General features: G+C 48.4%; 25 protein-coding genes, 1 rRNA gene and 2 other annotated features. All 26 genes read left to right on the top strand.

Annotated features, from left to right (window positions below):
• The first annotated feature begins 46 nt into the window (after positions 1 to 46).
• The 26 genes from rrf to rpoC all read left to right on the top strand — a co-directional run bounded on the left by rrf (position 47) and on the right by rpoC (position 26,778).
• Positions 47 to 162 (top strand): 5S ribosomal RNA (rrf, locus tag EXIG_RS00510).
• Positions 163 to 296: 134 nt separating this feature from the next.
• On the top strand, positions 297 to 752 hold the full coding sequence (locus EXIG_RS00515; RefSeq protein ID WP_012368978.1) for a CtsR family transcriptional regulator: 456 nt from the start codon (positions 297 to 299) through the stop codon (positions 750 to 752).
• 16 nt (positions 753 to 768) lie between these two features.
• A complete protein-coding gene (locus tag EXIG_RS00520) occupies positions 769 to 1,197 on the top strand; it encodes a hypothetical protein (protein WP_012368979.1) in 429 nt (142 codons plus the stop codon).
• Positions 1,190 to 2,263 carry an ATP--guanido phosphotransferase gene (locus EXIG_RS00525; protein WP_012368980.1) on the top strand — a complete coding sequence of 358 codons (1,074 nt, stop codon included), beginning with the start codon at positions 1,190 to 1,192 and terminating at the stop codon, positions 2,261 to 2,263. The genes EXIG_RS00520 and EXIG_RS00525 overlap by 8 nt, the downstream gene beginning before the upstream one ends.
• Positions 2,263 to 4,710 (top strand): ATP-dependent protease ATP-binding subunit ClpC, encoded by a 2,448-nt coding sequence (clpC, locus tag EXIG_RS00530; RefSeq protein ID WP_012368981.1) that lies wholly within the window; start codon positions 2,263 to 2,265, stop codon positions 4,708 to 4,710. The genes EXIG_RS00525 and clpC overlap by 1 nt, the downstream gene beginning before the upstream one ends.
• A 79-nt stretch (positions 4,711 to 4,789) precedes the next feature.
• Positions 4,790 to 6,166, top strand: coding sequence for a DNA repair protein RadA (gene radA, locus EXIG_RS00535; RefSeq protein ID WP_234944553.1), 1,377 nt, complete (start codon positions 4,790 to 4,792; stop codon positions 6,164 to 6,166).
• Positions 6,167 to 6,297: 131 nt separating this feature from the next.
• A complete protein-coding gene (locus tag EXIG_RS00540; RefSeq protein ID WP_012368983.1) occupies positions 6,298 to 7,386 on the top strand; it encodes a PIN/TRAM domain-containing protein in 1,089 nt (362 codons plus the stop codon).
• A 58-nt stretch (positions 7,387 to 7,444) separates the two neighbouring features.
• On the top strand, positions 7,445 to 8,128 hold the full coding sequence (gene ispD / locus EXIG_RS00545) for a 2-C-methyl-D-erythritol 4-phosphate cytidylyltransferase (protein WP_012368984.1): 684 nt from the start codon (positions 7,445 to 7,447) through the stop codon (positions 8,126 to 8,128).
• 2 nt (positions 8,129 to 8,130) lie between these two features.
• Entirely contained in the window at positions 8,131 to 8,613 is a 483-nt protein-coding gene (gene ispF, locus EXIG_RS00550) for a 2-C-methyl-D-erythritol 2,4-cyclodiphosphate synthase (protein ID WP_041261398.1), read from the top strand.
• A gap of 45 nt (positions 8,614 to 8,658) precedes the next feature.
• A complete protein-coding gene (gltX, locus tag EXIG_RS00555) occupies positions 8,659 to 10,104 on the top strand; it encodes a glutamate--tRNA ligase (RefSeq protein WP_012368986.1) in 1,446 nt (481 codons plus the stop codon).
• Positions 10,105 to 10,322, top strand: a binding site (T-box leader).
• A 45-nt stretch (positions 10,323 to 10,367) separates the two neighbouring features.
• The gene (gene cysE / locus EXIG_RS00560) at positions 10,368 to 11,051 is read left to right on the top strand and encodes a serine O-acetyltransferase (RefSeq protein WP_012368987.1); all 684 of its coding nucleotides are present in this window, start codon (positions 10,368 to 10,370) and stop codon (positions 11,049 to 11,051) included.
• Entirely contained in the window at positions 11,005 to 12,402 is a 1,398-nt protein-coding gene (cysS, locus tag EXIG_RS00565) for a cysteine--tRNA ligase (protein WP_012368988.1), read from the top strand. Before cysE ends, cysS begins: the two co-directional genes overlap by 47 nt.
• Positions 12,399 to 12,803 carry a Mini-ribonuclease 3 gene (locus tag EXIG_RS00570; RefSeq protein ID WP_012368989.1) on the top strand — a complete coding sequence of 135 codons (405 nt, stop codon included), beginning with the start codon at positions 12,399 to 12,401 and terminating at the stop codon, positions 12,801 to 12,803. Before cysS ends, EXIG_RS00570 begins: the two co-directional genes overlap by 4 nt.
• A gap of 88 nt (positions 12,804 to 12,891) precedes the next feature.
• A complete protein-coding gene (rlmB, locus tag EXIG_RS00575) occupies positions 12,892 to 13,656 on the top strand; it encodes a 23S rRNA (guanosine(2251)-2'-O)-methyltransferase RlmB (protein ID WP_012368990.1) in 765 nt (254 codons plus the stop codon).
• Entirely contained in the window at positions 13,653 to 14,183 is a 531-nt protein-coding gene (locus EXIG_RS00580) for an NYN domain-containing protein (RefSeq protein WP_012368991.1), read from the top strand. The genes rlmB and EXIG_RS00580 overlap by 4 nt, the downstream gene beginning before the upstream one ends.
• A 189-nt stretch (positions 14,184 to 14,372) precedes the next feature.
• Complete coding sequence (gene sigH / locus EXIG_RS00585; protein WP_012368992.1) at positions 14,373 to 15,014, top strand: RNA polymerase sporulation sigma factor SigH; 642 nt, start codon at positions 14,373 to 14,375, stop codon at positions 15,012 to 15,014.
• 157 nt (positions 15,015 to 15,171) lie between these two features.
• Positions 15,172 to 15,318, top strand: coding sequence for a 50S ribosomal protein L33 (gene rpmG, locus EXIG_RS00590; RefSeq protein ID WP_012368993.1), 147 nt, complete (start codon positions 15,172 to 15,174; stop codon positions 15,316 to 15,318).
• A 44-nt stretch (positions 15,319 to 15,362) separates the two neighbouring features.
• Positions 15,363 to 15,533, top strand: a complete 171-nt coding sequence (gene secE / locus EXIG_RS00595; protein WP_012368994.1) for a preprotein translocase subunit SecE — start codon at positions 15,363 to 15,365, stop codon at positions 15,531 to 15,533.
• A 19-nt stretch (positions 15,534 to 15,552) separates the two neighbouring features.
• Entirely contained in the window at positions 15,553 to 16,104 is a 552-nt protein-coding gene (gene nusG, locus EXIG_RS00600; RefSeq protein ID WP_012368995.1) for a transcription termination/antitermination protein NusG, read from the top strand.
• A 149-nt stretch (positions 16,105 to 16,253) separates the two neighbouring features.
• Positions 16,254 to 16,679, top strand: a complete 426-nt coding sequence (rplK, locus tag EXIG_RS00605) for a 50S ribosomal protein L11 (protein ID WP_012368996.1) — start codon at positions 16,254 to 16,256, stop codon at positions 16,677 to 16,679.
• Between the two features lie 116 nt (positions 16,680 to 16,795).
• On the top strand, positions 16,796 to 17,482 hold the full coding sequence (gene rplA / locus EXIG_RS00610) for a 50S ribosomal protein L1 (protein WP_012368997.1): 687 nt from the start codon (positions 16,796 to 16,798) through the stop codon (positions 17,480 to 17,482).
• Positions 17,483 to 17,536: 54 nt separating this feature from the next.
• Positions 17,537 to 17,691, top strand: a sequence feature (ribosomal protein L10 leader region).
• A gap of 50 nt (positions 17,692 to 17,741) precedes the next feature.
• Entirely contained in the window at positions 17,742 to 18,248 is a 507-nt protein-coding gene (gene rplJ, locus EXIG_RS00615) for a 50S ribosomal protein L10 (protein ID WP_012368998.1), read from the top strand.
• A 76-nt stretch (positions 18,249 to 18,324) separates the two neighbouring features.
• The gene (gene rplL / locus EXIG_RS00620; RefSeq protein WP_012368999.1) at positions 18,325 to 18,690 is read left to right on the top strand and encodes a 50S ribosomal protein L7/L12; all 366 of its coding nucleotides are present in this window, start codon (positions 18,325 to 18,327) and stop codon (positions 18,688 to 18,690) included.
• An 83-nt stretch (positions 18,691 to 18,773) separates the two neighbouring features.
• Positions 18,774 to 19,370, top strand: coding sequence for a class I SAM-dependent methyltransferase (locus EXIG_RS00625; RefSeq protein WP_012369000.1), 597 nt, complete (start codon positions 18,774 to 18,776; stop codon positions 19,368 to 19,370).
• Between the two features lie 230 nt (positions 19,371 to 19,600).
• A complete protein-coding gene (gene rpoB / locus EXIG_RS00630; protein ID WP_012369001.1) occupies positions 19,601 to 23,158 on the top strand; it encodes a DNA-directed RNA polymerase subunit beta in 3,558 nt (1,185 codons plus the stop codon).
• A 20-nt stretch (positions 23,159 to 23,178) separates the two neighbouring features.
• The gene (gene rpoC, locus EXIG_RS00635; RefSeq protein ID WP_012369002.1) at positions 23,179 to 26,778 is read left to right on the top strand and encodes a DNA-directed RNA polymerase subunit beta'; all 3,600 of its coding nucleotides are present in this window, start codon (positions 23,179 to 23,181) and stop codon (positions 26,776 to 26,778) included.
• Positions 26,779 to 26,797: the final 19 nt, after the last annotated feature.

Here is a 26,797-nt window from a genome sequence, read left to right on the forward strand (position 1 = left end):
CAGATGCATTGTTGATGACTTCAGTTTTGAGGGCGCGAGCCCGTCGTCTGGTGACGATAGCCAAGTGGTCACACCCGTTCCCATGCCGAACACGGAAGTTAAGCACTTGAACGCCGAAAGTAGTTGGGGGCTTCCCCCTGTGAGGATAGGACGTTGCCAGGCCAGTAAAAGACCGATCTGCATTTTGCAGGTCGGTCTTTTTGTGTACCCTAAAAAGCTAAATGTTTGCATTTCACTTTTAAGATGATTACTATTAAATCAAACAATAGTCAAAGATGGTCAGAGAGGTGGTGCCCATGCAAAACATCACAGATATCATCGAAGCCTATTTAAAGCAGATTTTACATGATGAGAAAAAAATCGAAATCAAACGCCAGGAAATTGCAGAACGATTTGATTGTGTACCCTCACAAATCAATTATGTCATCAACACGCGTTTCACGATTGAAAAAGGTTACTTTGTCGAGAGTAAACGTGGTGGCGGTGGGTATATCCGCATTCAAAAGATTGTCATTTTAGATAGTCATGATCTGTTAGACGAAATTAGTCGGTGGGTTGGAAACGATTTGACCGAACAAGCGGCAGAAGACTATCTAGTTCGTTTAATCAATGAGCAACTTTTGACACGACGGGAAGCGATTTTGATTCAATCGTTGCTACAGAAGGAAAGTCTACCAATGGCACTTGAAGATCAACGTCGGATGCGGGCTCATTTGATGCAAACCGTCTTGCAAACCATTAAACGACTGTGACACGGGAGGAATGTGTATGCGTTGTCAGCGGTGTGGTGAACGGGAAGCTGTCGTCCGTGTCAAACTTCCACAAGATCAAGAAGGAACCGAACAAATCCTTTGTTCGGTTTGTGTAAAAGAATTGGCAAAAGCCTATCAAGAAACCGCTTGTCCTTCATGTGGGATGACACGTCAACAACTTTTACATTTACGAAAAGTTGGTTGTGCAACATGCTATTCGTTTTTTAAAGAAGAAGTCGACGGGATGATTCGTCAGTTTCAACACGGTCATACGAAACATTACGGTTCACGTCCTGAAGAAGAGTCGGTCGAAAAACGTTTGGTCCAGCAGTTGAGTCGACTCAGGGAACAGTTGAATCGGAAAATCTTATCGGAAGACTATGAAGAAGCAGAAATCATCAAACAACAAATTGTAAATGTGGAGGAGGATTTGCGCCATGTTTGAAGAACTCTTGACGCAACCTCTCAGTCAAAAAATGGATCAGCAGGCACCTTACGATGATATTGTCGTTTCAACCAGAATTCGGTTAGCACGTAATGTAGCCCACTATCCATTTTCGACAAGAATGACAGAAGATCAGGCAAATGCGTTAATCAATGAAACTGAGCGTCAACTATCGGGGTTGAAAGGTTTTCAATTTGGACGGGTTGACCAAGTCGATGCTTTAACCCGGACTGCTTTAGTAGAAAAGCATTTAATTAGTCCGGCGCTGGCGACACATCCACGGACTGGACTTTTTATAAGTGAAGATGAACAGATCAGTGTCATGGTCAATGAAGAGGATCATTTCCGCATTCAAACGCTTTTACCGGGTTTACAGCTGGAAGAAGCATTTCGGGTTGCGAAGCAGGTCGATCGTTTAATCAGTGAACGCTTTAAGATTGCTTTTGATGATACGCTTGGTTATTTGACGACCTGTCCGAGCAACGTCGGAACAGGTCTGCGGGCTTCAGTCATGTTGCATTTACCGGGACTTGTCCTGACGAATCAAATCCAAGGGTACATTAAACACTTGCGGCAGCTCGGTTTTGCGATTCGTGGGCGTTACGGTGAAGGAAGCGATGCTTCCGGCCGGATGTTCCAATTGTCGAACCAACGGACGCTTGGTGCCAGTGAAGACATGTTGATTACGGATTATCAATTTGCCGTTGAAGCATTAATTGAAGCAGAACAAGCAGCAAGAAAAGGATTATTGGAGACGTATCAAGAAGAACTAGAAGACCGGCTTTACCGGTCATCCGGAATTTTACGATCGGCCCGACTGATTACGGCCCGTGAAGCAACGGAACGTTTATCCGATGTCCGGTTAGCGGACAGTCTCGGTTTGGAGGTCGAACTTCCGCCGAACTTGTTCCATCATTTGCTTGTATCGCTACAAACAGGTTTTCTACAAAAGCATTTCGGGAAACAATTAACATCAAGAGAACGGGACATCGAGCGAGCGACCATCATTCGTCAGATGTTAACCGAACAGACAAACAGGGATCACACACAAGGAGGTTTTGCGTAATGATGTTTGGACGATTCACAGAACGTGCTCAACGCGTACTCGCACTTGCTCAAGAAGAAGCGGTACGTCTTGGTCACCATAATATCGGAACAGAACACATTTTACTCGGACTTGTACGTGAAGGAGACGGGATTGCGGCGAAAGCCTTAACAGCACTCGGACTCAGTTCAGATAAGATTCAAATGGAAGTTGAAGCTTTAATCGGTCGCGGTCAAGACGGTGCGACAACGATTCACTATACACCACGTGCCAAAAAAGTCATCGAGCTTTCGATGGATGAGGCCCGTAAACTCGGTCATTCGTATGTCGGAACAGAACACCTTCTACTTGGTTTGATCCGTGAAGGAGAAGGCGTGGCAGCACGTGTATTAAACAACCTTGGCATCAGCCTCTCGAAAGCACGTCAGCAAGTACTTCAATTGCTTGGCAACAGCGAAACGACAGCGAATGCGTCACAAGCAGGATCTGGCGTCGCAACACCGACACTTGATGGTCTGGCACGCGACTTAACGCAACAAGCACGGGAAACACGTCTTGATCCGGTCATCGGTCGTTCAAAAGAAATTCAACGTGTCATTGAAGTCTTAAGCCGCCGGACGAAAAACAACCCGGTCTTGATCGGAGAACCCGGTGTCGGTAAAACAGCCGTCGTTGAAGGTCTTGCCCAACAAATCATCAATAATGAAGTGCCGGAGACATTACGGAATAAACGTGTCATGGTTCTCGATATGGGGACACTCGTCGCTGGAACAAAATACCGTGGTGAGTTCGAAGACCGTTTGAAAAAAGTCATGGATGAGATTCGTCAGGCTGGAAACATCATTCTCTTCATCGATGAATTGCACACATTGATTGGTGCCGGTGGAGCAGAAGGTGCAATCGATGCTTCGAATATCTTGAAGCCGTCACTTGCCCGCGGAGAACTCCAGTGTATCGGAGCGACAACACTCGATGAGTACCGGAAATACATCGAAAAAGATGCGGCACTCGAACGTCGTTTCCAACCGATTCAAGTAGCTGAACCGACAACGGATGAAGCGACACAAATCTTGTTCGGTCTGCGTGACCGTTATGAAGCGCACCACCGTGTGACAATCACGGATGAAGCGATCCAAGAAGCCGTTACACTCTCGGACCGTTACATTTCAGATCGTTTCCTACCGGATAAAGCAATCGACTTGATTGACGAAGCGGCTTCAAAAGTCCGTTTACGTTCTTATACAGCACCACCGAACTTAAAAGAAGTCGAAGCGAAGCTTGAAGGTATTCGCAAAGATAAAGATGAAGCCGTTCAAAGCCAGGAATTCGAAAAAGCAGCCAGTCTCCGTGATACAGAACAAAAATTACGAGATGAATTGGAACGCTTAAAAGAAGAATGGCAGAACAAGCAAGGCAACGAGAAACTGGAAGTGACAAAAGACGATATCGCCCAAGTCGTCGCCAACTGGACAGGTGTTCCGGTCACGAAGATCGCGGAAGAAGAGACAGATCGTCTGCTTCGCCTCGAAGAAATTCTTCATGGACGTGTCATCGGTCAAAACGAAGCCGTTAAATCGATTTCAAAAGCCATCCGTCGTGCACGTGCCGGCTTAAAAGATCCGAAACGTCCGATTGGTTCATTCATCTTCCTTGGACCAACCGGTGTCGGTAAAACGGAACTTGCCCGGGCTGTCGCAGAAGCGATGTTCGGTGACGAAGATGCGATCATCCGGATCGATATGTCCGAGTACATGGAGAAACATGCGACAAGTCGCCTTGTCGGTTCTCCTCCGGGATACGTCGGATATGAAGAAGGCGGTCAGTTAACTGAGAAAGTACGCCGGAAACCATATTCCGTCATCCTGCTTGATGAAATCGAGAAAGCACACCCTGAAGTCTTCAACATCTTACTTCAAGTGCTTGACGACGGTCGCTTAACGGATTCAAAAGGTCGGACTGTCGACTTCCGTAATACAATCATCGTCATGACGTCAAACGTCGGAGCAAGTGCTCTTAAACGCAATAAATATGTTGGTTTTGCGGTCTCCGATGATACGGATCGTGAGTACAAAGACATGAAGGGTAAAGTTATGGAAGAGTTGAAACGCGCCTTCCGTCCTGAATTCTTGAACCGGATTGACGAAACAATCGTCTTCCACTCACTTGAGAAGAAACACATCGAAGAAATCGTAAAACTCATGGCGAAAACGCTTGAGAAACGCCTTGCAGAACAACAGGTTCATTTCGAGTTGACGCCGGCTGCGCTCTCGAAAATCGCGGATATCGGATATGATCCGGAATACGGAGCCCGTCCAATCCGTCGGGCCCTTCAACGGGAAGCAGAAGACCGCTTGTCAGAAGCATTGCTCGCAGGCGATATTCAAAAAGGTGAGCGGGTGGCACTTGATGTCGAAGATGGTGAATTCATCGTCCGCCGTCATCAAGCTGAACCAGCAACGACCGAATAATTGATCAACAGGGTCCAGCTTTCGCAAGTATGAGGCGAAAGCTGGATTTTTTTCTTGATAAAAAGAAAGGATGAATCGCTTGGCTAAAATAAAGACGAAATTTGTCTGCCAGAGTTGTGGAACGGAATCTCCGAAATGGATGGGCCGTTGCTCCGGCTGTGGCGAATGGAACACGATGGTTGAAGAAGTCGTTGAAGAGAAAAAAGCACGGCGGGGTTCCGCTTTTGTGCATACGACGACTAAACAATTAAAACCGGAACGTTTATCGAATATCCTGTCCCAGGAGGAAAGTCGTGTCTTCACCGGCAGCGGTGAATTTGACCGGGTCCTCGGTGGTGGAATCGTCCCCGGTTCAATGGTCCTTGTCGGAGGAGACCCGGGAATCGGGAAGTCGACGATTTTACTTCAGACGAGCGCACGTCTCGCCGCACGCGGGGAGAAGGTTCTGTATATATCGGGTGAGGAATCGCTTAAGCAAACGAAATTACGGGCGGAACGACTCGGGTTACCGACGCAGGATCTGTTTGTCTTAAGTGAGACGGATATGAATATGATTGAGCGTGTCGTCGATGAAGAAAACCCGGCCTTTTTGATCATCGATTCGATTCAAACCGTCTATATTGATGAAATCCAATCAGCTCCGGGTAGTGTGACGCAAGTCCGGGAATGTACGGCGATGCTGATGAAAATCGCCAAAAGTCGTGGAATCGCCATCTTCATCGTCGGTCACGTGACGAAACAAGGATCGATTGCCGGACCTCGTCTGCTTGAGCATATGGTGGATGCCGTTTTGTACTTCGAAGGAGAGCGCCATCACACGTTCCGGATTTTGCGGGCTGTTAAAAACCGATTCGGTTCGACGAATGAAATCGGGATTTTTGAAATGCGCGAATCGGGTCTTGAAGAAGTCTTGAATCCGTCGGAGATTTTCCTCGAAGAACGGACGTCCGGTGTATCCGGTTCAACAATTGTCGCTTCGATGGAAGGGACGCGGACGGTATTGGTGGAACTGCAAGCCTTGATTTCGCCGACCTCGTTCGGGAACCCGCGTCGCATGGCAACGGGGATCGATCAAAATAAAGTCGCGTTACTGATGGCTGTTTTGGAAAAACGATCGGGCTTGTTGCTGCAGACACAAGATGCCTATCTCAAGGCAGCGGGTGGCGTCAAACTCGATGAACCAGCAATCGATTTAGCGATTTGTGTGGCGGTCGCTTCGAGTTTCCGCGATAAGCCGACACGACCGACGGATGTTGTTATCGGTGAAGTCGGATTGACCGGTGAAGTCCGACGCGTCTCACGGATTGAACAGCGTGTCGCGGAAGCGGCGAAGCTTGGCTTCACACGTGCGATCATTCCGAAGAACAACCTCGGTGGATGGACGTATCCGCCCGGCATCACGGTCATCGGCGTCGAAAGTGTCGATGAAGCATTGCGGGAAACAATTCCGTTTTAAGCGGTTTCAACTACGGCAAAAGATGGGGAAGATGTAACAGACATGTAAACAGTTTCCCCATCCTAAGGCGTAGGTGATTCAAATAAATACATGTTACAATGAACTTAAAATAATAAAAGGAGGTGGGAAGATTGAAAATCGTCATCAGGATCTTTTTTGCGTTATTAGGTCTTGCGCTTGGTATCTTGTTGCTTCCTCAATTATTTCAACTGATTGAAGCAGCGACGAAGATGGCTTTCCCGGAATGGTTGATGACCACATACGTAACAGGAACGATTGGTGCACTCATATTTTTATTAATTGGATTATTCATTACGGATTCTGTGATTCGACTTCTCCGGTTTTTAGAAGAAAAGTTAGTGAAAGCACCGGTCGCCGATTTATTTTTCGGCACATTCGGCTTATTGGTTGGCCTTGTCATGGCTTTTCTTGTCAGTATGCTGATTGAACTGGTCGGTATTCCATTACTCAGTAATGTGTTGACTGTGATTGTCGCAGTTTTGTTCGGATACCTCGGATTTACGGTCGGGTACCGGAAACGTCACGAACTGACGAAAGTCTTCTTGCGTAACAGTAACAATCAGTCGGAGAAAAAAGCGGCTGAGCCCGTCGTTGTCGCAAAGTCGAACAGTAAAGTCCTGGATACGAGTGTCATCATCGATGGCCGGATTACCGATATCGCGAAAACCGGATTCGTCGAAGGCAAACTGATTGTCCCGCAATTCGTAATCGGCGAGTTGCAGTATATTGCGGATTCATCGGATACGTTGAAGCGAAACCGTGGTCGCCGCGGGCTTGATGTTCTTAAAGAACTCCAATCGATTCCCGGCATGGAAGTCGAGATTTATGACGGAGACTTTGAGGATGTTCCGGAAGTCGACATCAAGTTGATTAAACTGGCTGAGCTGATGAAAGGCATCGTCGTCACGAACGACTACAACTTAAATAAAGTCTGCGAAGTGCGGAACGTACCGGTCTTGAACATCAATGATTTGGCGAACGCCGTCAAACAGGTCGTCATTCCCGGTGAAGAGATGACAGTCCTTGTGATTAAAGAAGGAAAAGAACAAAAACAAGGAATTGCGTATCTGGAGGATGGCACGATGGTCGTCGTCGAAGAAGGAAAACACTTGATTTCAAAAACGGTTGGTGTTGTCGTGACCAGTGTGTTACAGACGTCTGCCGGACGAATGATTTTTGCGAAACCACAAGAAAAATAACCAGCGGACTGCCAAATCTATTTTGGCAGTCTTTACTTATGAGAAAAGAGGGAACTACATGAAAGAGCACACATACCGGATCGTCATTCCGGCTGCCGGCGCAGGGAAACGGATGGGGGCCGATCGGAACAAGTTGATGCTGACGTTACGAAATCGTTCCATCATCGAGTGGACACTTGACGTTTTTGAGCAGGATCCGGCTTGTCTTGAAATCATTCTCGCGATCAATCCAGCCGAGCAGTCCTGGTTCGAAGGCATTACAACACCCTATAAGACACCAATCCGTCTTGTCCCGGGCGGACGTGAACGCCAGGAAAGCGTCCAGCGTGGTCTGGAAGCGTTGACGGAGCCCGGAATCGTGTTGATTCATGACGGGGCACGACCATTCGTGACGATTGCATCGATTCAGCAGGTCGTCGAAGCAGCGGAACGGACCGGCGCTGCAATTTTAGGTGTACCGATTAAGGATACCGTCAAACGGATTGACGGCGACACGATTGTCGAGACGGTTCCTCGGGAGCAATTAATGGCTGCTCAAACACCGCAAGCCTTTAAGCTAGAGACGATCCGAAGCATCCATGCCAAAGCGGCAACGGAATTTTTAGGTACGGATGACGCAAGTTTGATAGAATGGGACGGAGGAACGGTGACTTGGGTTACCGGACAATACGAGAACATTAAAGTGACGACACCGGACGATTTATTGTTTGGAGAAGCTATTTTAACGAAACGGGGGAAATGATGATGATTCGAATTGGACAAGGATTTGATGTACATGCCTTTGCAGAGGATCGCAAACTGATTTTAGGTGGAATCGAGATTCCGCATACGAAGGGATTACTCGGGCACTCAGATGCCGACGTCTTGTTACATACGATTGCGGACGCGGCACTCGGTGCCATCGCAGCCGGGGATATCGGGAAACACTTCCCCGATACGGATCCGGAATTTAAAGATGCTGATTCGGCAAAGTTGTTACAACACGTCTATGCTTTAGTCAAAGCACAAGGCTATGAGCTGGGGAATTTAGATGCGACCGTCATTGCACAAGCACCGAAGTTACGTCCTTACATCGATACGATGCGGGCACGGATCGCGGAGCTGCTGGAAGCGGATATCGAACAGATCAACGTCAAGGCTACGACGACGGAATGGCTCGGCTTTACGGGACGTGAAGAAGGAATCGCATGTCAGGCTGTGATTTTGCTGAAACGAATCGAAGAATAAGGTATACTAGGTAAGCGAATTTTAGACTAAAGGAGTGGATCGGTAATGGCAGAAGTACGTGTACGTTATGCACCAAGTCCAACGGGACACCTTCATATTGGGAATGCACGAACAGCATTATTTAACTACCTGTTTGCACGACATGCAGGCGGCAAGATGATTTTACGGATTGAGGATACGGATCAGAAACGAAACATCGACGGTGGTGTGGAAAGTCAGATGAAGTACCTCGAATGGCTCGGCATCGACTGGGATGAAGGTCCAGGTCGCGGCGGCGAGTACGGTCCTTATTTCCAAATGGAGCGACTCGATCTATACAAAAAGTATACCGACGAGTTACTTGAAAAAGGATTGGCTTACCGGTGCTACATGACATCGGAAGAGCTTGAAGCAGAACGGGAAGCACAAATTGCCCGCGGCGAAGCACCACGTTACTCAGGTGCTCACCGGAACTTGACGCAGGAACAGGAAGAAGCGTTCGTGGCTGAAGGTCGGACACCGTCGATTCGAATCCGTGTACCGGAAAGCGTCACCTACACATGGAACGATATCGTCAAAGAAGATGTTTCGTTCGAATCCAAAGACTTCGGCGACTGGGTCATCGTCAAAAAAGACGGCATCCCGACGTATAACTTTGCGGTTGTCGTGGATGACCACCTGATGGCGATCAGCCACGTCCTTCGCGGAGACGACCATATCTCGAACACACCGAAGCAGATGATGATTTACGATGCGTTCGGCTGGGAGTATCCAACGTTCGGTCACATGACGCTCATCGTCAACGAAGAACACAAAAAGCTGTCGAAACGTGATCAGTCGATCATTCAATACATCGAGCAGTATAAAGATCTCGGTTACTTACCGGAAGCGTTACTCAACTTCGTGACGTTGCTTGGCTGGTCACCGGTCGGCGAACAGGAAATTTTCACGAAAGAAGAGTTCATCGAGATTTTCGATGCATCCCGTCTTTCGAAAAGTCCGGCTGTCTTTGATCAACAAAAACTGGCCTGGATCAATGGTCAATACATGAAACACCAATCGTTCGAAGAAGTATTCGAAGCAAGTCTGCCGTTCCTGCAGGACGCGGGACGCGTTTCAAGCGAACCGACGGAAGAAGAGCTTGTCTGGGCACAAAACCTGGTCGGATTATACCGGGAACAGATGACGCACGGTGCGGAAATCGTCGAGCTTTCAGAGATGTTCTTTGAGGATGAACTGGTGTATGATGAAGAAGCAAACACTGTCTTGGCAGGAGAAACTGTTCCTGCTGTCTTAAGTGAATTCGCAAGCCAATTGCGGACACTTGAAGAATGGACACCGGAAGCGATCAAAGGGGCGATCAAAGCCACTCAAAAAGCAACCGGACAAAAAGGAAAAAATCTGTTCATGCCAATCCGTGTCGCAACGACCGGACAAACACACGGACCAGAGCTTCCGAACACGATTCAATTATTAGGAAAAGATCGCGTACTTGCGCGTCTGGACGCATAAAATAAAGCGTAGATGAGGAAAGTAGGAACGATGTCCGTTGTACAGAGACGAGCTTGAGTGGTGAGAAAGCTTGAACGGACGCGCTCTCGAAATGCCCCTCTGAGTGCTACCCGAAATCAGTGAGAGTAGGCGTAGACGTATCTCCGGCGTTAACGGACCGGAGAGGGATGATTCGTTCATCCAAACAGAGTGGGACCGCGCTGATTGGCGTCTCTGTGCAGCGATGCACGGAGGCGCTTTTTCTTATGGAGAGGAGAACAAACATGACACGGATGCGTGAAGATATCCGCAATGTATTTAAACAGGATCCGGCAGCCCGGAGTACGATAGAAGTCGTCTTGACTTATCCGGGGTTACACGCTGTCTGGATGCACCGGTTAGCCCACCGTATGTGGAAAATGAATCTGCATCTCGCCGCCCGAATGCTATCGCAATTCAGTCGGTTCCTGACAGGAATCGAAATTCATCCCGGTGCGACGATCGGACGTCGTTTCTTCATTGATCACGGTATGGGCGTCGTCATCGGCGAAACAGCGATTATCGGCGACGATGTCACGTTGTTCCAAGGTGTGACACTCGGGGGAACAGGGAAAGAAACGGGCAAACGGCATCCGACACTCGGAAATGGTGTCCTCGTATCCGCCGGAGCACGCGTACTCGGTGATATCACGATTGGTGATTCGTCGAAGATTGGTGCAAGCTCCGTCGTTTTAAAAGACGTACCGTCCAATGCGACCGTTGTCGGTATTCCCGGACGTGTCGTGATACAGGACGGTATCAAGGTCGATGCACCGCTTGATCATCAATTACCCGATCCGGTTCGTGAATGCCAGGAACGGGTTGAACTGGAACTTGAACAATTAAAATATGAGATTGAACGAATAAAAGGAGGACACCGCCATGATACAACTTTACAACAGCATGACCGGAAAAAAGGAACCGTTTAAACCGCTTGAAGAAGGAAAGGTCAAGATGTACGTCTGTGGACCGACTGTCTATAACTACATCCATATCGGAAATGCCCGTCCGGCCATCGTCTTCGATACAGTCCGCCGCTACTTTACGTACCGGGGCTACGACGTCAAGTATGTCTCGAACTTCACGGATGTTGACGATAAAATCATCCGGACAGCAAATGAGCTCGGAGAAGATTACCACGCACTGACAAAACGATTCATCGAAGCCTATCACGCGGATACAGGGGCGTTAAATGTCCAAAAAGCGGATATTCATCCGCTCGTCACGGAAACGATGGACGATATCATCGCCTTCATCGAAGTACTCGTCAAAAAAGGAAATGCTTACGCGTCAAGCGGAGATGTGTACTTCCGGACACGCAGCTTTAAAGATTACGGTCAATTGAGCCAACAGTCGATTGACGAACTCCGTTCAGGGGCCCGGATTGAGGTCGGTGAGAAAAAAGAAGATCCGCTTGATTTCGTCTTATGGAAAGCGGCAAAACCGGGTGAACCGGCATGGACGAGTCCATGGGGAGAAGGACGTCCCGGTTGGCACATCGAGTGCTCGGCGATGGCGAAAAAATATCTCGGAGATACGATTGATATTCATGCCGGCGGACAGGATCTTAAATTCCCGCACCATGAAAACGAGATTGCCCAATCGGAAGCCTGCAATTCCCAAAAGTTTGCGAACTACTGGATGCATAACGGATTCCTTAACATCGAAAATGAAAAGATGTCCAAATCACTCGGTAACTTCCTGACGGTCCACGAAGCGATTCAAGCAGTCGATCCGATGGTCTTGCGTTTCTTCATGCTGTCGGTCCAGTACCGTCATCCAATCAACTACAGCCGTGACCTGATTGATCAGGCGGCAAACGGGTTGGCACGAATCCGCGAATCGGTCGCAAACGTTGAACATCGTCTGACGATGACAGCTGACCTCGGAACGGCAACAGAAAAATGGTTGAACCGGATTGAAGAAATCAAACAGCATTTCGTCACATCGATGGATGATGATTTCAATACGGCAAATGCCGTGACTGATCTGTTTGACCTGTCGAAGGAAGCGAACCTCTATCTTGGGGAAGATCAAGTTGCAAAAGAAGTCCTGGAACGTTTCTTGGCAGTCTTCCAAGAATTGTCGACGGTTCTCGGTGTGACCCTGACGATTGAAAAAGGGTTGCTCGACGAAGAAGTGGAACAGCTGATCCGTGATCGTGACACAGCACGAAAAGAACGCGACTTCGCCCGGGCGGATGCAATCCGTGATCAATTGCGCGACCAAGGCATCTTGCTTGAGGATACAGCACAAGGGATGCGGTGGAAGCGCGGATGAAGAACTACAAACAATTAAATGCACTGGCACTCGCTTACATGGGCGATGTCGTCTACGAAATGCATGTCCGGGAACGGTTGCTTGAAAAGGGGTTCGTCAAACCGGGTGAGCTGCATCAGGCAGCCATCCGGTATGTCCGTGCCCAGGCCCAAGCGTTCGTCGTGACCCACTGGTTAAATGAAAATACGTTAACAGAAGAAGAGCAAGCCGTCGTCCGGCGCGGGAAGAACGCCAAATCCGGTTCTGTCCCGAAAAGTACGGACGTTCATACGTACCGTTATGCTACGGCGTTTGAGGCATTGCTTGGATATATCTATCTTGCAGAAGGAGGGGATCGTCTTGAAGAACTCATCGGACAAGCGTTCGAATTACTCGAAGCCGAAGCAACGGACGGAAAATAAATCGTTCCAGCCGGCACGAAAACAAAAAGATAAGCCGCATAGCGAAAAGCCGAAACAGAAGAAGGTTGAAACCAAACAGGAAGAGGTCGTGATTGAACCGCTCGCGGAAGGACAAGACTTCCTGTACGGACGGAACCCTGTTCTCGAAGCATTGCGGTCAGGTCGGGAGATGAACAAGCTCTTCATTCAGGAAGGACAGCAGAAAGGACCACTTGCCGTCATCCATGCGATGGCGAAAGAGGCAGGAGTCCAGACACAGATCGTTCCACGTTCCAAATTACATGGTCTGACGGGAAGTGACAACCACCAGGGTGTCGTCGCGGCCGTCGCGGCTTACGAGTATGCAGAACTCGATGATATTTTTGCTCTTGCAGAAAAGAAAGACGAGACGCCATTGATGATTTTACTCGATGAACTCGAAGACCCGCATAATCTCGGATCGATTCTCCGGACGGCAGATGCTGTCGGGGCCCACGGAATCATCATTCCGAAACGCCGGTCTGTCGGATTGACGCAAGTCGTCGCGAAAGCTTCGACAGGGGCCATCGAGCACATCCCGGTCGTGCGTGTCACGAACCTGACACGGACGATGGAAGATTTAAAGAAAAAAGGAATCTGGTTCGTCGGAACGGATGCCCGCGAGAGTGATGACTACCGGACGCTCGACGGAACGATGCCGCTTGGAATCGTCATCGGTAGCGAAGGAAAAGGCATGAGTCGGCTTGTCCGCGAAAAATGCGATTTCCTCGTCCATCTCCCGATGGCAGGACACGTCACGTCACTCAACGCATCCGTTGCCGCCTCATTGTTGTTATATGAGGTCTACCGGACAAGAAAGCCGTATTCGCGATGAAATACGACCGTCTGATCGTTGATGGCTACAATATCATTGGCGCATGGCCGGAGTTCCGGACATTGCGGGAGCAGGATTTTGAATTAGCACGGGAACGATTGGTCGATGCGATGGCCGAGTACCAAGCCGTGACGGGAATCAGTGTGACGATCGTCTTTGATGCCTATCTGCAACCGGGACGGGAATCCCGAATTAAGAAAAGCGGTATCGAAGTCATTTACACACGGGAAAACGAAACGGCGGATGAATGGATTGAAAAAACAGCAGCGGAATGGTTACAGGATATCCGGGTTAAACTGACGGTCGCAACAAACGATTTCACCGAACAATGGGTCATCTTCACACTCGGTGCCTTACGGGTTTCAGCACAGGAACTGCGCCGGGACTGGAAGGCGGCGGTCGCCGTGATCCGCGGACAGACCATTACGTCAAAAACGAGTCAAAAACCACGTTCGACAATCGATATGCCGGCTGATGTCATTGAACGGCTCGAAGAAATCCGGCGGCGCAAAAATTCAGATTCATGATGAAAACGGAAAAGCGGATTCACGATGCAGTCGTGGAATCCGCTTTTTTTGATCCGGGTGCGTGAGGTGTTCCGGTCATTCCGGGAACAAAAAAGAGGTCATGCCAATTTTCATTGTCGCAGGGCAGGAAATTATTGTATAATTAGAAACAATCGATTAGTTTGTTAGAGAAGCTTGGAGGGATGACGGATGAGTTTGGTTTCGTTCGACCAGTTTGAGTGCATGACCGATGAGGCGCTTGTGGAACAGGCGAAGGTATTTGACAACAGTGATGCGCTCGAATTTCTGATCGAGCGGTATCGGAACTTTGTGCGTGCAAAAGCACGGTCTTACTTTTTGATCGGAGCGGACCGCGAAGATATCATCCAAGAAGGCATGATTGGTCTGTATAAGGCAGTCCGGGATTATCGGACGGATAAGCTGGCTTCCTTTAAAGGGTTTGCTGAACTGTGTATTACCCGGCAGATGATTACGGCGATTAAAACCGCAACACGTCAAAAACATATCCCGCTTAATTCATACATTTCGCTTGATAAACCGATTTACGATGATGAGTCGGAACGGACGTTGCTCGATATCATTACATCGACCGCCCCGTCGGATCCGCAAGTGTTGATCGTCAACCGGGAAGAGTATGCGGATATCGAAAGCAAGATGGATGAGATTCTCAGTGATCTGGAACGCAAGGTGCTTGCGCTTTATCTCGACGGAAGAACCTATCAAGAAATTTCCGACGATCTCGATCGTCATGTCAAGTCCATCGATAATGCCCTTCAACGCGTAAAGAAAAAGCTGGAACGGTATCTCGAAGCGCGAAAACTGACGGTCTGATCGAGAGGTGGATTGACCCCGTTATCCGGGTGTGCTACTGTATAAATAGCGCCTTACTAGCGAGACGCCGCTCATAGGCGTTTTTTTTTACGCTCTTTTTTGGAGAGAGGGTTCTCTTCTTGAAGAGAAGGAGTGGCAAAGAAGGAGGTCGTTTGAGATGGCGAAGAAAGTAGGCCTTGCTTGTGATATTTGCGGTGCCCGCGACTACACGACGATGAAAAAAGAGGATGTCAGCATCCGCTTGGAACTGAAGAAGTTCTGTCGCCGCTGTAACGCGCATACGATTCATAAAGAAGCGAAATAAGGCTTCATCTGTCCCCATTTAATACATCCTGGAGGGAAAGTACGATGAAATTTTTGCGTGACGTATGGAATGAACTGAAAAAGACGAGCTGGCCAAAACGAAAAGAACTGACGAAGTATACACTGACCGTAATCGGTATGGTCATTTTTATGGGTGTCTTCATCTTCGGTGTCGATTCAGGGCTCAGCGCATTCATGAGTTGGTTGATTAAGTAAAAAGAAGAGGTGACGTACCATGGATAAGCAATGGTTTGTTGTCCAGACGTACTCTGGATTCGAAAATAACGTCAAGGCAAATCTTGAACGTCGGATTGAATCTATGAACATGGACGAGAAAATCTTCCGTGTACTCGTTCCAATCGAAACGGTACAGGAAGAAGTAACAAACAAAAAAGGTGAAACGAAAATCAAGGAACGTGAAATCAAGATCTTCCCGGGGTATGTCCTCGTCGAGATGGTCATGACGGATGATTCTTGGTATGTCGTCCGTAACACACCGAACGTCACGGGATTCCTCGGTTCGGTCGGCGGCGGTTCGAAACCGACACCACTTCTTCCTGAAGAAGCAGAAAACATTCTCGGATCAATGGGACTTGTCGACATGAAGAGTCGTTATGACTTTACAATGGGACAAATCGTACGGATCAAAGAAGGCGTCTTTGCAAACCTGGAAGGTACGATCGAAGAGCTTGAAACAGAAGCTGAAAAAATGAAAGTTTCTGTCGATATGTTCGGTCGTGAAACGAAAGTAGAGCTCGATTTCTCACAAGTTGAGAAGATTGACTAAGTTTCCTATTGCGAAACTTTTATTTTAATGGTACAATTTTTCCTGTTTGATGTTGTGCTTATTTCGGTAAATTACTCGTCGAATAGAATGAGTGGGAGGACGCGCAACGTCCAATTAAACCACATTAAAGAATTAAGGAGGTGTGTCTCGTGGCGAAGAAGGTTATGAAACTAGTTAAACTTCAAATTCCTGCGGGCAAAGCAAACCCAGCTCCACCAGTTGGACCGGCACTCGGTCAAGCAGGTGTGAACATCATGGGCTTCTGTAAAGAGTTCAACGCTCGTACACAAGACCAAGCCGGCTTGATTATTCCTGTAGTCATCACGGTTTTTGAAGATCGTTCATTTACGTTTATTACTAAAACTCCACCAGCAGCAGTTCTCTTGAAGAAAGCAGCTGGAATCGAGAGCGGTTCAGGCGAGCCTAACCGTAAGAAAGTAGCGACTGTCAAACGTGACAAAGTTCGCGAAATCGCTGAAACGAAAATGCCAGACCTCAACGCAGCATCTGTTGAAACAGCGATGTTGATGGTTGAAGGTACTGCACGTTCTATGGGTATCGTAATCGAAGACTGAGTCTTTTGATTGCAATGAACAACGATGAGGGTCGCAGGCGGATAGTTACTTGAAGCCTTGCTACCCTTTCATTATGTGGGAGGATTTTCCGCACAACCACAAAGGAGGAACCTAAAATGGGTAAGAAGTATAAAGAAGCTGCTAAACTTATCGATCGTACGGTTTCATACGAACTCGCTGAAGCTGTAGATTTGACTAAAAAGTCTGCAACTGCGAAATTCGATGAAACAATCGAACTTGCTGTTCGTCTCGGAGTCGATCCGAAGAAAGCAGATCAACAAATCCGTGGAGCAGTTGTATTGCCACACGGTACTGGTAAAACACAAAAAGTTCTCGTCTTTGCTAAAGGTGAGAAATTAAAAGAAGCGGAAGCTGCTGGAGCAGATTTCGCTGGTGATTCTGAGTACATCACTAAAATCCAACAAGGATGGTTCGACTTCGATGTTATCGTTGCGACACCTGACATGATGGGTGAAGTTGGTAAACTCGGCCGTGTTCTCGGACCTAAAGGCCTCATGCCTAACCCGAAAACAGGAACAGTTACATTTGACGTCACTAAAGCAATCAACGATATCAAAGCTGGTAAAGTTGAGTACCGTGTCGACAAATCTGGTAACATCCACGTTCCAGTCGGTAAAAAATCATTTGATGACGCTAAATTGGTTGAGAACATCAACACAGTCATCGAAACTCTCGTTAAAGTTAAACCAGCTACTGCTAAAGGTGTTTACCTTAAGAACATCGCGATCGCTTCTACAATGGGTCCTGGTGTAAAAGTATCTGCAGTTGACTTCGCGAAATAATTTCGTCTAAAACGAACTTGACAACGTTCTAAGAACGCTGTTACAGTATAAAACGTTGATATATTCGACATACCGTAGACAGAAGGTGCTCATCGATTGAGCATAAACCCTTCCGAGGTGTTCTTGCTCAGAGAGCCTGTTTGTTCAGGTATCCTTTTTGACGATTACGCCTCCTCTGCCTGGCAGACGGAGGCTTTTTATTTGAAATCGAGCAGCCCCTCGCGCCGGTACATTCCATTTACCAGGAGGTGCAACAGAAATGGCAAACGAAAAAGTTATCGCTGTCAAAGCGGATCTCGTATCTGAGATCGCTGAGAAAATGCAAGCGAGCGCTGGAACAATCGTCGTCGACTACCGTGGTCTCACAGTAGACGAAGTAACAGAACTTCGTAAACAACTCCGCGAAGCGGGTGTTGAATTCAAAGTTTACAAAAACGGTCTCCTCCGCCGTGCTGCAGTTCAAAGCAATCTTGAAGGTCTTGACGAAGTATTTACAGGTCCTACTGCGATCGCCTTCAGCAATGAAGACGTTATCGCTCCAGCTAAGATCTTAAACAACTTCTCGAAAGACCACAAAGCTCTTGAGCTTAAAGGTGGTATCATCGAAGGCAAAGTCACTTCAGTAGAAGATGTCAAAGCCCTTGCGGAACTTCCATCACGCGAAGGTCTCCTTTCGATGCTTCTCAGCGTGCTTCAAGCGCCAATCCGTGGTCTTGCGGTGGCAACGAACGCAATTGCAGAGCAAAAAGAAGAACAATCTGCTTAATGTCCGCTTAGCGGGATAGGCAAACACACAATTTTTCACACCCCAACGTGGGTTAAAACAAAGGAGGAAAACCATAATGGCTTTCAACAAAGAGCAATTTATCGAAGACCTCAAGGGCATGACTGTTCTTGAACTTAACGAACTCGTAAAAACAATCGAAGAAGAATTCGGCGTATCAGCAGCAGCTCCAGTAGCAGCAGCAGGTGCAGGCGCAGCAGCAGCTGAAGAGCAAACTGAATTCGACGTAATCCTTACTAGCGCAGGTTCTGGTAAAATCAACGTCATCAAAGCAGTTCGCGAATTGACAGGCCTCGGTCTTAAAGAAGCGAAAGCACTCGTTGACGGAACTCCAGCTCCAGTTAAAGAAGGCGTTTCGAAAGAAGACGCTGACGCAATCAAAGCTAAGCTTGAAGAAGCTGGCGCAAGCGTAGAAGTTAAGTAATTTTCTTCTTCACGTAAAACAAAAGAAGCTCGCTTTGCGGGCTTCTTTTGTTTTCAACTTTAATATAGAGAGGGGAAGGAAACATGGCAGATCATTATTACACAAATGATCCCTCCTCGAAACGGGATCCAAAGTCGTGGGAATTCGTTTTACGTGGTGAAACGTTCCGCTTCACTTCGGATCATGGAGTGTTTTCAAAAGGCGGCGTTGATTTCGGTTCACGTCTACTGATTGAAGCCTTCACAGAGCCGGATGTATCGGGTGCTATCCTGGATGTCGGATGCGGATACGGTCCGATGGGGATTTCGCTTGCGAAAACGACCGGACGGGAAGCTGTTTTAGTAGATGTAAATGAGCGGGCCCTTGAGCTTGCGGCTGACAATGCACGTGCGAATGGTGTTTCCGTGACGACCGGTGTAAGTGACGGATATGCTGGCGTGGTTGGACAGACGTTTGCAGCGATCGTGACGAATCCACCGATTCGGGCGGGGAAGACGGTTGTTCACCGGATTTTACGGGAAGCGTATGACCATCTGGATGTCGGCGGCGCTTTATGGGTCGTCATTCAAAAGAAACAAGGCGGACCATCCGCGAAGAAGTTGATGGAAGAAGTATTCGGTTCATGTGAGACGGTTACCCGCGATAAAGGGTATTCAATATTTAAATCAATTCGGTCTTGACAAATCGAGTGATTTGTCGTTGACCTTGTCTAATGTCTATGATAGTATTATAAAATGCCATTGGAGTGATTTTTGGATAAGCAGTTTGAAGCAGCTGGCGTTCTCGACTACAGATGATTGAGTAGACAAGACGTCGCTTTTTTGCGCTTATCGGTCAAAAAATGGCTTCAATGTTCGATATTACACCCGTCCTTCTCAAGAAGAAGAACTGGGTCTGAGAGGTGAATCAGTTGACTGGTCAACTTGTTCAGTACGGTCGTCACCGTCAGAGAAGAAGCTATGCACGTATCAGCGAAGTTCTAGAACTTCCAAACCTTATTGAGATTCAAACGAATTCATACGAATGGTTCTTGCGGGAAGGTCTTCGTGAGATGTTTCATGATATCTCGCCGATTTCTGACTTTACGGGAAATCTCGTATTAGAATTCATCGACTACTCGCTCGGAGAGCCGAAGTATTCGATTGATGAATCAAAAGAGCGCGATGTGACCTATTCGGCACCACTACGCGTAAAAGTCCGTCTTCAAAACAAAGAGACGGGTGAATTGAAGGAACAAGAAGTATTTATGGGTGACTTCCCGCTTATGACGGAGTCGGGAACATTCATTATTAATGGTGCGGAACGAGTTATCGTTTCCCAGCTTGTTCGTTCGCCAAGTGTGTATTACAACAATAAGTTAGATAAAAACGGTAAACGTGGATTTTCGGCAACGGTCATCCCGAACCGTGGAGCATGGCTCGAACTTGAGACAGATGCGAAAGATATCGTATACGTCCGAATCGACCGCACGCGTAAGATTCCAGTAACGGTTCTTTTACGTGCTCTTGGTTTCGGTACGGATCAGGAAATCATCGATCTCCTTGGAGATGATGAGTACCTCCGTAACTCCCTTGAAAAAGATAATACAGAAACAACGGAAAAAGCCCTCATCGAGATTTATGAGCGTCTGCGTCCGGGAGAGCCACCGACTGTCGAAAATGCGAAAGCACTTCTCGTGTCACGGTTCTTTGACCCGAAACGTTATGATTTGGCAAACGTTGGTCGTTGTAAAATCAATAAGAAGCTTCATCTGAAGAATCGTCTGTTCGGGCAAAAACTGGCGGAAACGCTTGTCGATCCGGAAACAGGCGAAGTAATCGCAGAAGAAGGAACAGTTCTTGACCGTCGTATGCTCGACAAAGTCTTGCCATTCCTTGAAGGATCTGTCGGTTACATCGAAGCGACGCCAACTGGCGGAGTAACGCAAGGCGAAGCCTTCAACTTACAATCGATCAAGGTGTTCGCACCGGACGATGCTGAAGGTGAACGCATCATCAATATCATCGGTAACGGTAACATCGATCGTGACATCAAGCACATCACGCCTGCTGACATGATTGCTGCGATCAACTATTTCTTCAACTTGTTGCATGAAGTAGGAACGACAGACGATATCGACCACCTCGGTAACCGTCGTCTCCGTTCAGTCGGTGAATTGCTCCAAAACCAGTTCCGGATCGGGCTTTCCCGTATGGAGCGTGTCGTTAAGGAGCGAATGTCGATTCAAGACCAGAATGCGATCACGCCGCAGGCATTGATCAACATTCGTCCTGTTATCGCATCGATTAAAGAGTTCTTCGGTAGCTCGCAATTATCACAGTTCATGGACCAAACGAACCCGCTTGCTGAGTTGACGCACAAACGTCGTCTATCTGCACTCGGACCCGGTGGTCTTACACGTGAGCGCGCTGGCTTTGAAGTTCGAGATGTTCACTACTCGCACTATTCCCGTATGTGTCCAATCGAAACGCCGGAGGGTCCGAACATCGGGCTGATCAACTCACTGTCTTCGTTCGCGAAAGTCAATGAGTATGGTTTCATCGAAGCGCCATACCGTCGTGTCGATCCGGAAACGGGTGTCGTCACGAATGAAATTCACTACATGACGGCCGACGAAGAGGATCTCTACGTCGTCGCACAGGCAAACATGTTGTTGACGGAAGAGAAGACGTTCCAAGATACACACGTCTTGTCACGTTTCCGCGGACAAAACTTGTCTGTCGAACCAGCTCGTGTCGATTACATGGACGTTTCACCGAAACAGGTTGTTTCGGCAGCGACGGCATGTATCCCGTTCTTAGAGAACGATGACTCGAACCGTGCCCTCATGGGAGCGAACATGCAACGTCAGGCCGTACCTCTTCTTGATCCGGAATCACCAATCGTTGGTACCGGTATGGAGTACGTGTCTGCAAAAGACTCAGGGGCTGCCGTTGTTGCAAAACATTCAGGTATCGCTGAGCGTGTAACGGCACGTGAAATCCTTGTCCGTCGTACGACGGAAGTCGATGGCAACATCGTTCAAGGTGAGCTTGACCGCTACAAGATCCAAAAATTCATCCGTTCTAACCAAGGAACGTGCTATAACCAAAAACCAATCATCAAAGTAGGAGATCCTGTCGATAAAGGCGAGATCCTTGCAGATGGTCCATCGATGGACGGTGGGGAACTTGCGCTTGGTCGTAACGTACTCGTCGGTTTCATGACATGGGATGGTTACAACTACGAGGATGCTGTCATCATGAGCGAACGTCTCGTGAAAGACGACGTCTACACGTCGATCCACATTGAAGAGTATGAGTGTGAATCACGTGATACAAAACTCGGACCGGAAGAGATCACGCGTGACATTCCGAACGTCGGCGACGACGCCCTGAAAAACCTCGACGACCGCGGAATCATCCGTGTCGGTGCTGAAGTAAAAGACGGGGATATCCTAGTCGGTAAAGTTACACCTAAGGGCGTAACGGAATTGACGGCTGAAGAACGCCTGCTTCATGCAATCTTCGGTGAAAAAGCACGTGAAGTCCGTGATACGTCACTTCGTGTTCCACACGGCGGCGACGGCATCATCCTTGACGTGAAAATCTTCGATCGTGATAACGGCGACGAGCTGTCACCTGGTGTCAACCAGTTGATCCGTGCGTACATCGTTCAGAAGCGTAAGATTCACGAAGGAGATAAAATGGCTGGACGTCACGGTAACAAAGGTGTTATCTCACGTATCCTGCCAGAAGAAGACATGCCGTACATGCCAGACGGCACACCAATCGACATCATGTTGAACCCACTTGGTGTACCATCGCGGATGAACATCGGGCAGTTGCTCGAGCTTCACCTTGGTATGGCTGCACGCCAACTCGGAATCAAAGTCGCATCACCGGTATTCGATGGTGCACGTGAGGAAGATGTTTGGGCAACGATTGAAGAAGCCGGTATGGACCGCGACGCTAAAACGATCCTGTATGATGGACGTTCTGGTGAAGCCTTCGATAACCGCATCTCGGTTGGTGTCATGTATATGATCAAACTCGCCCACATGGTCGATGATAAACTTCACGCACGTTCGACGGGTCCTTACTCGCTCGTTACGCAGCAGCCGCTAGGTGGTAAAGCCCAGTTCGGTGGACAGCGTTTCGGTGAGATGGAAGTATGGGCACTTGAAGCATACGGTGCCGCTTATACGCTCCAAGAGATCCTGACAATTAAATCCGATGATACAATCGGTCGTGTTAAAGCATATGAAGCGATCGTTAAAGGCGAAAATGTACCACAACCGGGCGTGCCGGAATCGTTCCGAGTCCTCATTAAAGAGCTTCAATCCCTTGGTATGGATGTTAAGATGATGTCTGCCGAAGATGAAGAGATCGAAATGAAAGACGACGACGAGGACAACATCCCGAACGCGACTCCAGCACTCGAAGAAGTTCAAGCGCCTGTCGCACCAGTTGTTACTGAAGAGGAATAAGCGAAAGGGAGGTCCACCCCTTGGTAGATGTTAATAGATTTGAATATATGAAAATCGGCCTCGCTTCCCCTGAAAAGATCCGTTCGTGGTCTTTCGGGGAAGTGAAGAAGCCGGAAACGATCAACTATCGTACGCTCAAGCCAGAGAAAGACGGCTTGTTCTGTGAACGGATTTTTGGTCCGACCAAAGACTGGGAATGTTACTGCGGAAAATACAAACGGATCCGTTATAAAGGAATCATTTGTGACCGTTGTGGCGTTGAAGTAACGAAGTCGAAAGTCCGTCGTGAGCGCATGGGTCACATTGAACTTGCAGCACCGGTTTCGCACATCTGGTACTTTAAAGGAATCCCAAGTCGTATGGGTCTCGTCCTTGATATGTCACCGCGCGCACTCGAAGAGATCATCTACTTCGCGTCGTACGTCGTGACAGATCCGGGCGAATCGACACTCGAGAAAAAACAACTTCTTTCAGAAAAAGAGTACCGCGCTTACCGCGAGAAATTCGGTAGTTCGTTTACCGCTGAAATGGGTGCGGAAGCTGTTCGTAAATTGCTCCGTGACGTTGAACTCGAAAAAGAAGTAGCCGGTTTACGTGAAGATCTTCGAATGATTCAAGGACAACGTCGTACACGTGCGATCAAACGTCTTGAAGTCCTCGATGCTTTCCGTAACTCAGGCAACAACCCGGAGTGGATGGTTCTGGAAGTACTTCCTGTCATCCCGCCGGAACTCCGTCCGATGGTCCAGCTTGATGGTGGACGTTTCGCGACATCTGACTTAAACGACTTATACCGTCGTGTCATCAACCGTAACAACCGTCTCAAGCGTCTTCTTGACCTTGGCGCTCCGAACATCATCGTTCAGAACGAAAAACGGATGTTGCAAGAAGCGGTCGATGCCTTGATCGATAACGGTCGTCGCGGTCGTCCGGTTACTGGACCGGGTAACCGTCCATTGAAATCTCTTTCGCACATGCTGAAAGGGAAACAAGGACGTTTCCGTCAAAACTTACTCGGTAAACGAGTCGACTATTCTGGTCGTTCGGTTATCGTCGTTGGTCCAAACCTGAAGATGTATCAATGTGGTCTTCCGAAAGAAATGGCCCTTGAACTCTTCAAACCGTTTGTCATGAAAGAGCTTGTCTCACGTGGCATCGCACCGAACATCAAGAGTGCAAAACGGAAAATCGAACGTGTTCAACCTGAAATTTGGGACGTATTAGAAGAAGTCATCCGTGAGCACCCGGTTCTCTTGAACCGTGCCCCGACGCTTCACCGTCTCGGTATCCAGGCGTTCGAACCGACACTCGTCGAAGGTCGCGCGATTCGCCTTCACCCGCTCGTATGTACGGCTTACAACGCCGATTTCGATGGTGACCAAATGGCGGTTCACGTACCACTTTCAGCAGAAGCACAAGCAGAAGCACGTCTTCTCATGCTCGCTGCACAAAACATCTTGAACCCGAAAGACGGTAAGCCTGTTGTTACACCATCGCAGGATATGGTCCTCGGTAATTACTACCTGACGCTTGAACGTGAAAACGCAATCGGCGAAGGGAAAATCTTCTCGACGGTGAACGAAGCGTTGATTGCCTACCAAAATGGGTATGTCCACTTCCACACACGTGTTGCGATTCCAGCCGGCGTTCTGAAGAACCCGACATTCACGGAAGCACAAAACGAGAAATTATTGGTTACGACGGTCGGTAAGTTGATTTTCAACGAGATCCTCCCAACGACGTTCCCATACTTGAATGAACCATCGATGAACAATCTGCAGGAAGCAACGCCTGATCAGTACTTCCTTGAAAAAGGAACGGACATCGCGGCTGAAATCAAGAGCCGTCCGATCATCGAGCCATTCAAAAAAGGATTCCTCGGAAATGTCATCGCGGAAGTCTTCAAGCGTTTTGAAACGACTGAAACAAGCCGCATGCTTGACCGAATGAAAAACCTTGGTTTCAAACACTCGACACGTGCGGGTATTACGGTTGGTATCGCTGATATCATCGTACTTCCGGATAAACAGGAAATCCTGGTCGAGGCACAAGATAATGTTGACCGCGTTATGAAATCGTACCGTCGTGGTCTCATCACGGAAGAAGAGCGCTATGAGCGTGTCGTTAAATCGTGGAATGACGCGAAGGATGAAATTCAGTCTCGTCTGATGAAATCCCTCAACCGTTTGAACCCGATCTTCATGATGAGTGACTCCGGTGCCCGTGGTAACGCGTCAAACTTTACGCAGCTTGCAGGGATGCGTGGACTCATGGCCGCTCCAAGTGGACGGATCATCGAGCTCCCGATCAAATCATCGTTCCGTGAGGGTCTGACGGTTCAGGAATACTTCATCTCGACGCACGGTGCCCGTAAAGGTCTTGCCGATACAGCCTTGAAGACTGCCGATTCAGGTTACCTGACTCGTCGTCTCGTTGACGTCGCGCAAGATGTTATCATTCGTGAAGATGATTGTGGTACGGATCGTGGTATCCGCGTCACAGCACTCCGCGAAGGAACGGAAGAAATCGAAAACCTCTACGACCGCCTTGTCGGCCGTACGGCGTTCGAAAAAGTCGTTCACCCGGAAACAGGAGCAGTCCTCGTTTCAACAAACGAACTCATCGACGAAGATATCGCGCGTGCGATTACCGACGCAGGCATCGACAACGTTGAGATTCGTACAGCCTTCACTTGTAATACAAGTCACGGCGTCTGTAAGAAATGTTACGGACGTAACCTTGCGACTGGTAACGACGTCGAAGTCGGCGAAGCAGTCGGAATCATCGCGGCACAATCAATCGGTGAGCCAGGAACGCAGCTTACAATGCGTACCTTCCACACAGGTGGGGTTGCCGGAGACGATATCACACAAGGTCTCCCGCGTATCCAGGAGTTGTTCGAGGCCCGTAACCCGAAAGGTCAAGCGGTCATCTCGGAAATCGATGGACAAGTCATCGACTTTACAGAGTCGCGTGATAAGCGTGAGTTGACGATTCAAGGTCTGAGCGAAACACGGACATACACGATTCCTTTCGGATCACGTCTTCGTGTTCAACTCGGTGAAGAAGTCAAAGCCGGACAAGTGTTCACGGAAGGTTCAATCGACCCGAAAGAACTCTTGAACGTCAAAGGTGTATCAGGCGTACAGAACTATCTTCTTCAAGAAGTTCAAAAAGTATACCGGATGCAAGGGGTTGAGATCGGTGACAAGCACGTCGAGGTCATGGTACGTCAGATGATCCGTCGCGTCCGCGTCATCGAGTCTGGTGAGACATCACTCTTACCAGGTTCGCTAGTCGATATCAGCACATTCAAAGAAGCATGTAAAGAAGCGCTCCGTGCCGGTAAAGCACTCGCTTCGGCTAAACCAGTTCTCCTCGGTATTACAAAAGCGTCGCTTGAGACGGATTCGTTCCTATCAGCTGCTTCGTTCCAGGAAACTACTCGTGTCCTTACGGATGCGGCGATTAAAGGGAAGAGCGACTACCTTCGCGGCTTGAAAGAGAACGTTATTATCGGTAAACTTGTTCCAGCTGGTACAGGAATGACACGTTACCGTCAAATCGGTCTCGAGATCGCAGGCGAAGCACCTGTAGAAGCAGATTCTCCTGTAGAATAAAACGCCTTGACACGCCGGT

It is taken from the genome of Exiguobacterium artemiae 255-15 (genome assembly GCF_000019905.1).
Lineage (GTDB): Bacteria > Bacillota > Bacilli > Exiguobacteriales > Exiguobacteriaceae > Exiguobacterium_A > Exiguobacterium_A artemiae.

Bases quoted from the DNA above. Each gene is read 5' to 3' on its own strand.
- EXIG_RS00515 (WP_012368978.1), top strand. From the start codon at position 297: ATGCAAAACATCACAGATATCATCGAAGCCTATTTAAAGCAGATTTTA.
- EXIG_RS00520 (WP_012368979.1), top strand. From the start codon at position 769: ATGCGTTGTCAGCGGTGTGGTGAACGGGAAGCTGTCGTCCGTGTCAAA.
- EXIG_RS00525 (WP_012368980.1), top strand. From the start codon at position 1,190: ATGTTTGAAGAACTCTTGACGCAACCTCTCAGTCAAAAAATGGATCAG.
- clpC (WP_012368981.1), top strand. From the start codon at position 2,263: ATGATGTTTGGACGATTCACAGAACGTGCTCAACGCGTACTCGCACTT.
- ispD (WP_012368984.1), top strand. From the start codon at position 7,445: ATGAAAGAGCACACATACCGGATCGTCATTCCGGCTGCCGGCGCAGGG.
- ispF (WP_041261398.1), top strand. From the start codon at position 8,131: ATGATTCGAATTGGACAAGGATTTGATGTACATGCCTTTGCAGAGGAT.
- gltX (WP_012368986.1), top strand. From the start codon at position 8,659: ATGGCAGAAGTACGTGTACGTTATGCACCAAGTCCAACGGGACACCTT.
- cysE (WP_012368987.1), top strand. From the start codon at position 10,368: ATGACACGGATGCGTGAAGATATCCGCAATGTATTTAAACAGGATCCG.
- cysS (WP_012368988.1), top strand. From the start codon at position 11,005: ATGATACAACTTTACAACAGCATGACCGGAAAAAAGGAACCGTTTAAA.
- EXIG_RS00570 (WP_012368989.1), top strand. From the start codon at position 12,399: ATGAAGAACTACAAACAATTAAATGCACTGGCACTCGCTTACATGGGC.
- EXIG_RS00580 (WP_012368991.1), top strand. From the start codon at position 13,653: ATGAAATACGACCGTCTGATCGTTGATGGCTACAATATCATTGGCGCA.
- sigH (WP_012368992.1), top strand. From the start codon at position 14,373: ATGAGTTTGGTTTCGTTCGACCAGTTTGAGTGCATGACCGATGAGGCG.
- rpmG (WP_012368993.1), top strand. From the start codon at position 15,172: ATGGCGAAGAAAGTAGGCCTTGCTTGTGATATTTGCGGTGCCCGCGAC.
- secE (WP_012368994.1), top strand. From the start codon at position 15,363: ATGAAATTTTTGCGTGACGTATGGAATGAACTGAAAAAGACGAGCTGG.
- nusG (WP_012368995.1), top strand. From the start codon at position 15,553: ATGGATAAGCAATGGTTTGTTGTCCAGACGTACTCTGGATTCGAAAAT.
- rplA (WP_012368997.1), top strand. From the start codon at position 16,796: ATGGGTAAGAAGTATAAAGAAGCTGCTAAACTTATCGATCGTACGGTT.
- rplJ (WP_012368998.1), top strand. From the start codon at position 17,742: ATGGCAAACGAAAAAGTTATCGCTGTCAAAGCGGATCTCGTATCTGAG.
- rplL (WP_012368999.1), top strand. From the start codon at position 18,325: ATGGCTTTCAACAAAGAGCAATTTATCGAAGACCTCAAGGGCATGACT.
- EXIG_RS00625 (WP_012369000.1), top strand. From the start codon at position 18,774: ATGGCAGATCATTATTACACAAATGATCCCTCCTCGAAACGGGATCCA.